11 protein-coding genes are annotated in these 12,809 nt (G+C 53.3%); all 11 read left to right on the forward strand.

Annotation, left to right across the window (positions count from 1 at the left end):
* On the forward strand, positions 1–815 hold an 815-nt coding region (locus tag VE954_RS02660), incomplete at its 5' end, for a hypothetical protein (protein WP_324949381.1).
* 19 nt (positions 816–834) lie between these two features.
* Positions 835–3,405, forward strand: a complete 2,571-nt coding sequence (locus VE954_RS02665) for a pitrilysin family protein (RefSeq protein WP_324949383.1) — start codon at positions 835–837, stop codon at positions 3,403–3,405.
* A gap of 182 nt (positions 3,406–3,587) precedes the next feature.
* On the forward strand, positions 3,588–4,265 hold the full coding sequence (locus VE954_RS02670; RefSeq protein ID WP_324949385.1) for a succinate dehydrogenase cytochrome b subunit: 678 nt from the start codon (positions 3,588–3,590) through the stop codon (positions 4,263–4,265).
* Between the two features lie 24 nt (positions 4,266–4,289).
* Entirely contained in the window at positions 4,290–6,203 is a 1,914-nt protein-coding gene (locus VE954_RS02675) for a fumarate reductase/succinate dehydrogenase flavoprotein subunit (RefSeq protein ID WP_324949387.1), read from the forward strand.
* Positions 6,203–6,967: a succinate dehydrogenase/fumarate reductase iron-sulfur subunit gene (locus VE954_RS02680; protein WP_324949389.1), complete on the forward strand. Its 765-nt coding sequence runs from the start codon at positions 6,203–6,205 to the stop codon at positions 6,965–6,967. The genes VE954_RS02675 and VE954_RS02680 overlap by 1 nt, the downstream gene beginning before the upstream one ends.
* Positions 6,964–7,200: a phosphoribosylformylglycinamidine synthase subunit PurS gene (purS, locus tag VE954_RS02685; RefSeq protein ID WP_324949391.1), complete on the forward strand. Its 237-nt coding sequence runs from the start codon at positions 6,964–6,966 to the stop codon at positions 7,198–7,200. Before VE954_RS02680 ends, purS begins: the two co-directional genes overlap by 4 nt.
* A 3-nt stretch (positions 7,201–7,203) precedes the next feature.
* Positions 7,204–7,917: a phosphoribosylformylglycinamidine synthase subunit PurQ gene (purQ, locus tag VE954_RS02690; RefSeq protein ID WP_324949393.1), complete on the forward strand. Its 714-nt coding sequence runs from the start codon at positions 7,204–7,206 to the stop codon at positions 7,915–7,917.
* Positions 7,918–7,980: 63 nt separating this feature from the next.
* Positions 7,981–10,260 (forward strand): phosphoribosylformylglycinamidine synthase subunit PurL, encoded by a 2,280-nt coding sequence (purL, locus tag VE954_RS02695; RefSeq protein WP_324949395.1) that lies wholly within the window; start codon positions 7,981–7,983, stop codon positions 10,258–10,260.
* Between the two features lie 31 nt (positions 10,261–10,291).
* Positions 10,292–11,722: an amidophosphoribosyltransferase gene (purF, locus tag VE954_RS02700; RefSeq protein WP_324949398.1), complete on the forward strand. Its 1,431-nt coding sequence runs from the start codon at positions 10,292–10,294 to the stop codon at positions 11,720–11,722.
* Positions 11,723–11,724: 2 nt separating this feature from the next.
* Entirely contained in the window at positions 11,725–11,910 is a 186-nt protein-coding gene (locus tag VE954_RS43685; protein ID WP_414698961.1) for a DUF5522 domain-containing protein, read from the forward strand.
* A gap of 80 nt (positions 11,911–11,990) precedes the next feature.
* Entirely contained in the window at positions 11,991–12,596 is a 606-nt protein-coding gene (locus VE954_RS02705) for a hypothetical protein (RefSeq protein ID WP_324949401.1), read from the forward strand.
* The last annotated feature ends 213 nt before the right edge of the window (positions 12,597–12,809 follow it).

A 12,809-nucleotide genomic window follows, 5' to 3' on the forward strand; every position in this document is an offset into this window, starting at 1 on the left:
AGGCGGCGATCCGTTTGAATCCAGCCATGCTTTATTTACATCGTGGCTATGACGTCGGGGCTGGTTACTTCTGGCCCGCCGCGGGCCGCCCCTTTTATAAGGTTTCCGTGATCGATGGCGTGACATCCCGCGCCGTCGCCGGTTTCGAATACACCGGTTTTTCTGAAAACATGAAAGACCGCAATCGTTCCGACATCGTTGGTGACTCCCCCGTTTTGAAACGGGGTTCCGTGGCCATTGCCATTCCCACTGATTATTTCGCAATAGGTTTCTCGGGCCATTATGTGGAAGCTGAGGATAGAACCGATCCGGCCAACCCCGAGGTGTATAAGGGAATTTCCCTAGGTGCCGGTGTGGTGGCCATGCTGGGTAACCAGATGCGGCTCGGTTTGTCGATCGAGAACTTCAACAACCGCCGCGTGGCGGATGTGGCGCCAAAAACCGCAAGACTCGGTCTGGCCTGGGAAGATAAGACGCAAACCGTTACCATTCATGGTGAGGTGAGGCAGCGGGATCGCGCGGTGAATCTGGAATGGAACAATCCGATTGTCGATGGGCTCGCCCTGGCCCAATCGGAAGTGGATGATAGTCCTGAACGCATGGCCCTCGGCGGTGTTCAGATCAGGACCTTTGATATGCTGCGACTTTTCGCGGGCTATGGTCGGACCATACGCGGAGAATCGCGCGAGGTGACCGGTGCCGGGATTGGCATTTATCAAAAGAATTTTTCATTCAGTTACGCCACCAGCAAACAAGATCCTGAAGCCAAGGATTGGCAAAGTTCCTTGCACCTGTCCGTGTCGATGAAAATCTAATACAGAAGTGAGGCCTGACATGCTGCGCAAGCGTTTGGAGAATGGCATAGATGTCGTGATCCAGGAGAACCAATTTTCTAAAATGTTTGCCCTGCAGTGCTGGATCGGTGTGGGATCCCTGCATGAAGAGGAAGGTGAAGAGGGCATCAGTCACTGCATTGAGCATATGCTTTTCAAAGGTACCAAACGCTTTGCCGTCGGGGAAATCTCCCGTCGGGTGGAGTTTTTGGGTGGCGAAATGAACGCCTATACCAGCTTCGAGCACACCGTCTTTTACCTGACGCTGCCGGCTGTTCATGCGGCAGAAGCCATTGATATTCTTGCTGATTCCATCTTCAATAGCAGCTTTGACCCGGACGAGCTGGGGCGTGAGAAGGAAGTCATCCTCGAGGAATTGAAGCGCAATGAGGACAGCCCGGGTTATATGCTCGGCCGCAAGGTCTTCAGTTCCATCTATGAAGGCACGCCCGCTTCCAAGCCCATTATCGGTTATGAAAAAACCATCAAGAATTATTCCCGTGAAACCATTTTCGCTTTCATGAAGAAATGGTACCAGCCGGACAATATGAAAGTTGTAGCTGTGGGTGCGGTGAAAGCCGATGCCTTGATGGGCGATATCCAGAAAGCCTTCGGTTCGGCCACGGGCAAGGCCAAGGATCGGACGCTCAAGCTCAAACTGCCTGCTATCAAAAGCCCGCAGGTTCATGTCGTCAAAGGCGACTTTGAACAGCCGCGGATAGAAATCGCTTTCCCTGCCCCTGACCTTCTGCACGAGGATCTTTTACCTCTGGACCTCGCGGCCTTTGCGCTCGGCAGCGGTGAATCATCGCGCCTGCACCGTCGCGTCCGTGATGAACAGCAGCTCACCAGTGTGGTGGGAGCTTCGGTTTACGCACCCAGTTTTGGTGGCGTCTTTGAACTAAGCGCGATGCCGCATGCTGATAGCTATTTGGAATGCGTGACCGCCCTCGGCACCGAGCTGGCCCGTTTGAAATACGAAGAGCCGGTGACCCGCGAAGAATTGGAACGAGCCCGCGCCAACGCCAAGGCCGATCGCATTTATTCCGAAGAAACCGTATCGGGCCAGGCCCGTTCGCTCGGCAACGCCCTGCAAACCCCACATGATCTTTTGCATGATTATGTGGTGGAAGCGCAGATTAACCGCCTCAACACCTATGAAGTGGAGCAGGCCGTTCACCGCTGGTTGCGTGAGGACGCCTGTGTGATGGCGTGCATTTTGCCCAAGGACAGTAAACTTGGAGCCGAGGATGTCCGCAAAGCCTTCCTTTCGGGTTTCAAGGCTCCGGCCTCGGCGGCGGGCGCTGGTGCAAAAAAAGAGGAAAACCCTATTCATGTGGTGAAGCTCACTCCCCAGGTGACCTTTATCTATAAGCAGCAAAACCATAACGATCTGATGAATCTCACGGCGGTCTGCTCCGGTGGTCTGCGTTGCGAAACGCCGGCTCAAGCAGGGATGTATCATATTCTCGCCGATCTTTTGGGATCGGCCACGGCCACGCATAATTATGCGGATATGCTGCGTCGCCTCGAAGGTCAGGGCGCTGTGCTGGGCGGATTTTCCGGCAAGGATACGATAGGCGTAAAATTCCAGTGCCTGTCCGAGCAGGTCGAGGATCTTCTGCCGCTTTGGGCCGAAGCCATCCTGGATCCGCGCTTTCCCGATATGCAGCTGCAGACCTCGCAGATGGAAGTTTTCGACAACATTCAGGCGGAAAAGGATTCTCCTTCCGCGCTGGCCATGCGCCGCTTCCAGCAGGCGGTCTATGGCAAACACCCTTATGCGAAGCCCGTCTGGGGATCCGAAGAAACGGTCAAGAGTTTCAACTGCGATGCGCTGCTCGAGGAATTCAATGCGATTCGCGATCGTTCGCACTGGATTATCAGTGGGGTCGGACGCCTGCCGTTCGAGCCCATGGCCCGTATGATCGAGCGCTTGCTCCAGCCTTTGCATAAATCGGTCGATCGTCCCCAGGATCTGGTGCAGCAGCTGCCGGCGGAGCTCAAAGCCCAGGTGAGCAATCTGCGCAAGGATCGTGAGCAGGTGCATCTGGTGATGGGAACCCTGGGGCTCAATTGGAATGACAAGGATCGCTATGCCCTCGATGTGCTGAGTAATGTGCTGGGCGGCAGTGGCGGTCGCTTCTTTGTCAAGCTGCGCGACGAACAGAGCCTAGCCTATTCTGTCTCGCCTTTGCATTCCTACGGTTGCCACCGCGGTATCTTTGGAGCCTATATGGCATGCACTCCGCATAAGCTCAAGGATGCCGAAACCGGTATACGCAACGTGTGGGATGATATTTGCCAAAACGGAGTGGGGCAGGACGAGATCGATCGGTCTCGCAACTACCTCATTGGCGGACATGAATCGGATATGCAGCGTGGCGATTCCCAGGCCATGTCGATGGCCTTGATGGAACTCTACGGCCGCGGCTATGACGATTTTGAAACCTATGCCAATCGCTTGCATGAAGTTGATCGGACTGCAGTGCAAAATGTCGCAAGGCGTCTGCTCAACTCCCAGGAGCAGATTGTAGTGCGGGTCGGCCCTGTCAGCGAATCTCCCTCGTAAAGCCAATCAGCAGCGCGGGTCTGACTGCCAACTCCAAGGGCGCGCGCTGCTGCAATTCCGGCCTTTTTCATGGAAAAAGACTTGCTATTGTTATAAGAAAGTCCGGGTTAAGTTCATAGCTTGCCTGGACAGAGCTGTTTTTTGTGGCTCTGCTATTGTCAGAATTTCCCGTGGAGAGATCTATGAGTTGGATCGTTCGTCTCATGAAGTCCTCACTAGGTGCCAAGTATGTGGTGGCTGTGACGGGCGCAGGCCTGTTCGCCTTCATAATTGGTCACGTAGGGGGCAACCTGCTCCTGTACTTCGGTCAGGATGCAATGAATAGCTATGCAGCAGGTCTGCATAACCTGCCCTACGGGTTGCTTTGGATCGCCCGGGGTGGACTTCTGGTGTTTTTTGGTCTGCATGTGTATACCGCCTACAGGCTGGCGATTCAAAACAAAGCAGCGCGACCGCGAGCCTATGCTTTTGAAGATACGTTGAAAGCTTCCTATGCGTCGCGCACCATGGCGCGAACGGGAACGATTGTCCTTCTCTTCCTAATTTATCATCTTGCCCATTATACATTCCGTATTGCGAACTACGCGGGTCCCTATATCGATAATCAGGGGCGCGACGATGTTTACACCATGGTTGTGGCTGGCTTTAATCAACCTTTTATCTCCATCACCTACGTCGCTGCCATGCTTGTGCTCGGTTTCCATTTGAGTCATGGTCTTTCGAGTATGTTTCAGACGCTTGGTATCAATCACAGCAAATACAACCCGTTCTTCCGCAAGGTGATGCCGCTCATTGGCTGGGCAGTTTGTCTGGCAGGAGCCACCATCCCATTGGCCGTTCTTACAGGAATCATTCGGTAAACGAGAATTCGAGGAGCACATAAGATGAAATTGGATGCCAAAATTCCAAGCGGTCCTCTTGCGGAAAAATGGAGCAGTCACCGCTTTGAAATGAAGTTGGTCAACCCTGCCAACCGCCGTAAATATCATGTGATCGTAGTCGGTTCCGGCTTGGCGGGAGCCTCGGCGGCCGCGACCCTTGCGGAAATGGGTTATCAGGTTTCCTGCTTCAGCTTTCACGACAGTCCACGTCGCGCGCACAGTATTGCGGCGCAGGGCGGGATCAACGCGGCGAAAAACTATAAAAACGACGGTGACTCCGTGCACCGCCTTTTCTATGACACCATCAAAGGTGGTGACTTCCGAGCGCGTGAAGCCAACGTCTATCGCCTGGCGGAAGTCAGCGTGAACATCATTGACCAGTGTGTGGCGCAGGGCGTGCCCTTCGCGCGTGAGTACGGCGGTCTACTCGACAACCGCTCCTTCGGTGGCGCGCAGGTGTCCCGAACCTTTTATGCTCGCGGTCAAACCGGTCAACAGCTTCTGCTCGGAGCCTATTCGGCTTTGGAAAGACAGATCGGACTGGGTCGCGTGAAGATGTACACCCGCACGGAAATGTTGGACCTTATCCAGGTCGGCGGCCGCGCCCGCGGTATCGTGGTCAGAGACCTTGTGAGTGGAAAAATCTCGTCGATCATGGGCGAGGCCGTTGCGCTGTGCACCGGTGGTTATGGCAACGTCTTCTATCTGTCGACCAATGCCAAAGGCTGTAACGTGACCGCCACGCACCGGGCTTGGAAACGCGGCGCTGGTTTCGGTAATCCGTGCTACACCCAGATTCACCCGACCTGTATTCCGGTTTCCGGTGATCATCAGTCCAAACTCACGCTGATGTCGGAATCCTTGCGTAACGACGGACGAGTCTGGGCGCCCAAGAAAAAGGGCGATACGCGTCCACCGGATCAAATTCCAGAAGACGAGCGCGATTATGTTCTGGAACGCAAATATCCAAGCTTCGGCAACCTCGCGCCGCGCGATATCTCATCCCGCAGTGTGAAGGAAGTCTGCGATGCCGGTAATGGCGTTGGCCCTGGTGGTAAAGGCGTTTATTTGGATTTCCGTGATGCCATCAAGCGCGACAGCGAAAACGTGATTCGCGAGCGTTACGGCAACCTCTTCGCCATGTACGAAAAAATCACGGCCGAAGATCCTTACAAGATTCCGATGCGGATCTATCCTGCGGTCCACTATACGATGGGCGGCCTGTGGGTGGACTACAATTTGATGAGTACGATTCCAGGGCTCTATGTGCTCGGGGAAGCAAACTTCTCCGATCACGGTGCCAACCGATTGGGCGCCAGCGCTCTGATGCAAGGCCTGGCGGATGGTTACTTCGTCCTGCCAGCGACGATTGGTGATTATTTTGCGACGACCAAGTTTGACAAAGTCAGCGCCGAAAGTGCCGAAGCCAAACAGGTTCTGAGCGAAGTGCATGAGCTTCAGAAAAAGTTCCTGGCGATCAATGGCAAGCGCTCGGTGGATTCCTTCCATAAGGAACTCGGTCTTTTGATGTGGGATAAGTGCGGTATGGCTCGTAACAAGGCCGGCCTGCAGGAAGCGCTGAAGAAAATTCCGCAGATTCGGGATGAATTCTGGAAAAACCTGCGGGTTCCAGGCACCGGCGAGGAGCTCAACCAGGAACTGGAAAAAGCCGGCCGAGTGGCTGATTTCATCGAGCATGCCGAGCTGATGTGTATGGACGCCCTGAGTCGTGAAGAGTCCTGTGGTGGCCACTTCCGCGAGGAGTATCAGACCGAAGATGGAGAAGCCCGGCGCGATGATGATCAGTTCGCGCATGTGGCGGTCTGGGAATACAAAGGGCGCGGAGTCCAGCCTGTTCGGCACACTGAACCCCTGGCTTATGAAAACATCAAACTTGCGACGAGGAGCTACAAATAATGGATCTCGAACTTCATGTTTGGCGGCAAAAAAACCCGCAGGATTCCGGTAAAATGGTGCAATATCAGGCGAAAAACGTCTCGCCTGACAGTTCCTTTCTGGAAATGATGGATCAGGTCAACGAGGATCTGATCGGCAAAGGTGAAGATCCGATCGCGTTTGATCACGATTGTCGCGAAGGTATTTGCGGGTCGTGCTCGATGGTCGTCAACGGCAAGGCCCATGGCGGTCAAAAGGGCACGACCGTCTGTCAATTGCATATGAGGAAGTTTAAAAACGGCGACAAGGTCTATATCGAACCCTGGAGAGCCAAAGGATTTCCGGTCTTTAAGGACCTGGTCGTGGACCGAACCGCGTTCGATCGCATCCAGGCGGCCGGAGGTTTCGTCTCGGTGAATACGGGCGGCGTTCCTGATGCCAATGCCATTCCGGTACCGAAAGAGAAGGCCGATCTGGCGATGGACGCGGCGGAATGTATCCAATGCGGGGCCTGTGTTGCTGCTTGCAAGAATGCTTCAGCAATGTTATTTGTCGCCGCGAAAGTTTCACATTTGGCAAATTTGCCTCAAGGCCAACCCGAACGTATGCAACGTGTTTTGAACATGGTCAATCGGATGGATGCTGAAGGCTTTGGTAACTGTACAAACTACTTTGAATGCGAAGCCGCCTGTCCAAAATCGATCAGCGTAAAGTTCATCGCGCAAATGAACCGGGATTATCTCAAGGCCAGCCTAACCCATGAAAAAGCGGTAGGGAAAGAATGATCTACGAAGTTGTGGTGGAGCTGAAGGAGGAGGTCCTGGACACCCAGGGCCGTGCGATTCAACAAACACTTGCACGTCTTGGAGCCACGCAGCTGAAAGCTGTTAAAGTTTCCAAGCGTTTTTTGCTGGACCTGGACGGCGACGAAGCCAGCAGTCTGGAACTGGTGCAAAAGCTTGCCGCTGAGCACCTTGCCAACCCAGTGTCTGAAACCTTCAAGTGCAGGAAACTCTAAGCCATGACTCGTGTGAGTAAGCTCGGACAACCTCGCATCGGTCTCATCCAATTTCCTGGCTCCAACTGCGACGCAGACTGCGTCGATGCCTTCAAACGTCTCTTCGATATCGACATTCAGCTTGTGTGGCACGAAGCGCACGAGCTTCCTTCTTTGGATGGCGTGATCCTTCCAGGCGGGTTTAGCTATGGCGATTATCTGCGCGGCGGTGCTCTGGCCAGTTGCAGTCCGATCATGAGTGCGGTGAAGACCTTTGCAACCAAGGGCGGACCGATCATTGGAATCTGTAATGGTTTCCAGGTCCTGACAGAATCTCAACTCCTGCCTGGCATTCTTCTCAAGAACGCCAGCCAGACTTTTATTTGCCAGTATGCCTATCTGAAGGTGGCTGCTGGAAACAGCGGCTATCATCAGCGTTTGCAAGGTCAACTCTACAAGGTGCCCATCGCCCATGGCGAAGGTCGCTACTTTGTGCCAGCTGACCAACTGAAATCCTTGCAGGATAAGGGTCAGATCCTTTTCCAATATGCGGATGAGCAGGGTCAGGTGAATGACTCCACCTCGCCGAACGGCGCCGTGGCGAACATCGCGGGTATCGTGAGTGAGAACGGTCGCATTCTGGGCATGATGCCGCATCCCGAGCGGGCCTCGGACGTGCTGCTCGGCAGCAACGATGGGCAACCCATCCTGGAAGCCTTCCTGGCGACCGTCTTGTAGACGAGATATGAAAAACAAGGCCCGGTCAGGGCCTTTTTTTGTTCCCTTAGGAGCCAAAACGTTATGCAAAAAGAACTCCTCCAGCAGCTCGCTCAACTCTCGAAAAATCCTCGCGCCAACCTGATCGCGGAAGAGGGTGAGGCGTTCAAACCGCTGCTGAAAAAACACAAAATCAATGACTCTGAATATAAGACCCTGCGCGGGATCGTAGGCCGGGCGCCAACTCTGGCGGAACTCGGCGTGTTCTCGGCGATGTGGAGCGAACACTGCTCCTATAAATCCTCGAAGGTCCATCTGCGCAAGCTCCCGATCGAAGGGAAAAACGTGGTGGTCGGGCCCGGTGAAAACGCTGGGGTGGTGCGCCTGTCCGAAAAACTATGTGCGGCTTTCAAAATGGAAAGTCATAACCATCCGAGTTACATCGAACCCTACCAGGGCGCAGCCACCGGTGTGGGCGGGATTTTGCGGGATGTCTTCTGCATGGGCGCCCGTCCCGTGGCCAATCTTAACTCGCTCCGTTTTGGTGAGCGCAAACACCCTAAGACCCATTATCTCTTTGCCAACGTCGTCAAAGGCATTGGGGATTACGGAAACTGTGTGGGCATTCCCACGGTTGCCGGTTCCGTCTCCTTTGACAAGACCTACAACGGCAACATCCTGGTCAACGCCATGACCGTGGGTTTGATCCACGAAGACCGTATTTTTAAAGGCTTTGCTTCGGGTCAGCATAACCTTGTGGTGTATGTGGGTTCGGCGACCGGACGCGACGGTATCCATGGCGCTTCGATGGCTTCGGATAGTTTCTCCAGCCAGGCTTCTGGTGAACGTTCAACGGTTCAGGTCGGTGATCCTTTTGCGGAAAAGCTGGTTCTAGAAGCCACCCTTGAAGTCCTGGAAAAAGGCCTGGTGGTGGGTCTTCAGGATATGGGAGCCGCTGGCCTTACGTCTTCATCTTTTGAGATGGCCGATCGAGCGGGCAATGGTCTTTACATGAATCTCGATTATGTGCCGACCCGCGCGAAAAACATGACCGCCTATGAACTCCTGCTGTCGGAATCGCAGGAGCGCATGCTGATGTGCGTGGAACCCTCGCAGTGGCCGGCCTTGCAGGAATGCTTGAAAAAATGGGAACTCGCCTTCGCTGTGATCGGTGTGGTGACTGACACCGGCCGCATGCAGATCGTGAAAAACAATATCCTCGAAGTCGACGTTCCGGTGGCTCCGCTGGCTGACAGTGCACCGCGCTACGAAAGACCGTTCAACGTCCCCAAGCGCAGTTACAGCACGGATTCCCAACTTCGCCAAAAACTGGCTGGTATGAAAGCCGCCGAAGTGCTGACGAAGATGATCGAAGAAGACGGCGATAAGGAACGCATCTATCGGCAGTATGATCATCACATTGGTACCAAAACCATTTTAGGGCCCGAAGAACAGGGCGCTGGTCTGCTCTGGATTCGTTCGGAGTGGGCTGACCCGAAGGAAACGCACCTCGGCCTGGCCGTGGCGGCAGCATGTAACGAACGCTACTGTGCGCAGGATCCTGAGCTCGGTGCCGCGCACGCGGTTCTGAAATGCTATCGCTCGATTGCCGCGACTGGCGCTGAACCTTTGGCTGTGACCGACTGCTTGAATTACGGCAACCCTGAAGATCCGGAAATCATGGGCCAAATCGTGGCTGGGATCGACGGGATTGGGCTGGCCTGCCGCGAGCTGGATACACCGGTCGTGAGCGGTAACGTCAGCCTTTACAATCAAACAGATGGGGTGAGCATTGCGCCGACGCCAATGATCGGCATGGTCGGCAATCATGCGGACGTGCGCAAGGGTCTGCCTGCTGTCTTGCGTGACACGGCCACTCTCTACCTTTTAAAACCCAAGGCTATGGCCCCGGTTTTCGGTGGTGCCTTGATCACCAAAGTTCTTGGGCTCGAGAGCACGACGGAAAGCATCCCAGCTGTGAATTGGCAGCAGGAAAAAGAGGCTGCTGCGCTCATTCGGGGCCTGATGAATAAAAATAAACTCAGTGCCGCGCGTGACGTGGGTGCTGGTGGTGTTTTGACAACTCTTGCAAAAATGACTCTGGCTTCCGAAAAGTTAGGTTTGGATGTATTGTTGAAAACCTCTCCCGCAGAATCGATGGCCACATGGTTTGGTGAAACGAGCGGGACCTATATTCTGGCCAGCACCTCCACTTTGGATGTGACTGCTCTCAACAGGACTCTTCAACATTCAGAACTCGTGGAGCTGGCAAAAGCCGCTCCAGGTCAAAATATCAAGTTTGATGGTCACGTGATCGAAAGACAGCAGCTGAAGGTATCTTCAGAGGCGTCTCTGGATATTTGAAGAGCCGATTGCAACAGAGGAAATTACGATTATGGCAGGCTTTCGTGAAGAATGCGGTGTCGTTGGCATTATGGGCGACCCCGAGGCGGCGAAGCTGATTTACTTGGGGCTTTATGCTCTGCAACATCGCGGGCAGGAAGCAGCGGGGATCGTCACCATGGACGCCGGCGGTGAATTTCATGGCCACAAGGCTTTTGGTCTTGTCGGTGATGCTTTTACCAAGGACATCCTGCTGAAGCTCGACGGCAGCAACGGCATTGGTCACAACCGTTATTCCACCAGCGGCGGCAGTCGCATGGTGCAAAATATTCAGCCCTTCTCGTTCAAGACGCAGCTGGGTCCGGTGGCGATTGCCCATAATGGCAATCTCACTAACGCGGATCAGCTGCGTTTGGAGCTGGAAGCGAAGGGCAGTATCTTTCAATCAACGTCCGATACCGAAGTTTTCATGCATTTGATCGCCCGCAGTGAGAAGGATCAACTGCTGGATCGCATCGTGGAAGCGATGAAAAAGGTCAAAGGCGCTTACTCCCTGGTGCTCCTGACCAAGGATCGGCTGTTTGCCTTGCGCGATCCTTATGGTTTCCGACCTTTGGTCCTGGGACGTCGTGGGGCGGCGGTGGTCGTGGCCAGTGAAACCTGTGCTTTGGAATTGATTGATGCCGATATTGAACGTGAGATCGCGCCGGGTGAAATTGTTGAGATTTTCCCGGATGGTTTTGCCAAATCCTATTTTCCTATTCAAAGCCCGCGGAAGGCTTTCTGTTCGTTTGAACCCATATACTTCGCGCGACCCGATTCGCAAATTTTTGGTGAAGAGATCTATAATCTTCGCAAAAAAATGGGCGCCATCCTCGCTCGCGAATCGAATGTGGAAGCGGATGTCGTCATAGCCGTGCCCGACTCGGGCGTGCCCATGGCCCTGGGTTACGCGGCGGAGACCCGTCTGCCGCTGGAACTTGGGCTGGTGCGCAATCACTATGTGGGCCGGACGTTCATTGAGCCTTCGCAGTCCATTCGCGACTTCGGGGTGAAGTTGAAGCTGAACCCGGTGGGTTCCTCGATCCGTGATAAACGCGTGATTGTGGTCGATGACAGCCTCGTGCGCGGGACGACGTCGGTGAAGATTCTGCGGATGATCCGGAAGGCCGGAGCCAAGGAAATTCACATGCGCCTCGGTTCACCGCCGATCACGCACTCCTGTTATTTCGGGGTGGATACGCCGGAGCGCAGTCAGCTGCTGGCGGCGCAAAGGAATATTGAAGAGATTCGGGAATTCATTGGAGCGGATACGCTGGCGTTTCTGAGCACCAAGGGTCTGCGCGAAGCTCTCGGTACCAGTAACTGTAACAACTACTGCTATGGTTGCTTCAGCGGTGATTACCCTGAAGATCCATGCCGTCCCATCCCGCCTCAGCCGACCGATAAAACCGGCGGTCCTGGCCTTAGAGCTGGTTTTTAATTTTGTCTGATACTCCAAAAAAACCACTCGTGGAAGGGGTCGATTACACAATCGATCCCGCCACGGGCTATTTGGTTTTCACAGCGGCTTATCATTTGAAACGTGGTTACTGCTGCGGCAGCGGTTGTCGGAATTGTCCTTATTCTGAGGACGAGCGGAAGCGGGCGGGGCGACCTAAAACGACGTAAAACGCATATATTTGTGTACTATGGGTCTTTTTGATTTCATAACGACATGAAGTACACGAAAGTGTATACTTTGTGTCATTATGAAAAATATTATAAAAGACAGTCAGTTAATCGAAAATTATAAGCAGACTTTGGGCGGAGTCTTCTCGTTCTCTGAACTTGCCACTTTATTTGCGGACCCTCATAAGACATCCCTCTATCGACGAATTTCTGAACTGGAAGACGAAGGCGTTCTCCAAAGGTTCATTAAAGGATTTTATGTCGCTCCAAATTTTGATATCGAGATATTGAATCAAAAGATATGTCCTCAATCCTATATAAGCTTCACCACTGTCTTATCCGAAAATTCAATTATCGGTATGAAACCTGGAAATCAGATTGATGCCGTCAAGCTAGGAAAAACAAGAATTCACAAGAGCAGTCAATGGACCTTGCGACAATTCGGAGTCGCAGAACACCTTATTTTCGGCTTTGAAAGTCTCAATGGTGTGAATAAAGCAGCTCCAGAAAAGGCACTCCTGGATACCTTTTATTTTCATCAGCATGGCGTTGCATTTCCCTTTGATGTGAACAGCGAGATCAACTGGAAAAGGATTGATGCTGAAATAGTTCAAATTTACTTGCAGGAATACAAAAATCCGAAATTTGTGGCTTTTATGAATCGATTGATGAGTGTCAATCTCTGATTCGAAAAGATCTTCTCGAAGAGACTCATGGACATCTGCTTGCGTATATCCACCTAAGGACCCCCTCATGAGCATCCCTATGTGCCAGGCAAGTTCGAGACAGCTTTTACCGATAATTTAGTGAAGTAAAAGTGGCGGAAATGAGGTTTCATCATGTCCGAATCGGCGAAGGCAAAGAAGCTTGAAAGCATTGGTAATTCTGAATCATTACCT

This window comes from Oligoflexus sp., from assembly GCF_035638955.1.
In the GTDB taxonomy this organism is placed as follows: domain Bacteria; phylum Bdellovibrionota_B; class Oligoflexia; order Oligoflexales; family Oligoflexaceae; genus Oligoflexus.

What these genes read in the sequence shown, in the direction of transcription:
- VE954_RS02705 (WP_324949401.1), top strand. Translation starts at nt 11,991, where the DNA reads ATGAAAAATATTATAAAAGACAGTCAGTTAATCGAAAATTATAAGCAG.
- purS (WP_324949391.1), top strand. Translation starts at nt 6,964, where the DNA reads ATGATCTACGAAGTTGTGGTGGAGCTGAAGGAGGAGGTCCTGGACACC.
- VE954_RS02670 (WP_324949385.1), top strand. Translation starts at nt 3,588, where the DNA reads ATGAGTTGGATCGTTCGTCTCATGAAGTCCTCACTAGGTGCCAAGTAT.
- purQ (WP_324949393.1), top strand. Translation starts at nt 7,204, where the DNA reads ATGACTCGTGTGAGTAAGCTCGGACAACCTCGCATCGGTCTCATCCAA.
- purL (WP_324949395.1), top strand. Translation starts at nt 7,981, where the DNA reads ATGCAAAAAGAACTCCTCCAGCAGCTCGCTCAACTCTCGAAAAATCCT.
- VE954_RS02665 (WP_324949383.1), top strand. Translation starts at nt 835, where the DNA reads ATGCTGCGCAAGCGTTTGGAGAATGGCATAGATGTCGTGATCCAGGAG.
- purF (WP_324949398.1), top strand. Translation starts at nt 10,292, where the DNA reads ATGGCAGGCTTTCGTGAAGAATGCGGTGTCGTTGGCATTATGGGCGAC.
- VE954_RS02680 (WP_324949389.1), top strand. Translation starts at nt 6,203, where the DNA reads ATGGATCTCGAACTTCATGTTTGGCGGCAAAAAAACCCGCAGGATTCC.
- VE954_RS02675 (WP_324949387.1), top strand. Translation starts at nt 4,290, where the DNA reads ATGAAATTGGATGCCAAAATTCCAAGCGGTCCTCTTGCGGAAAAATGG.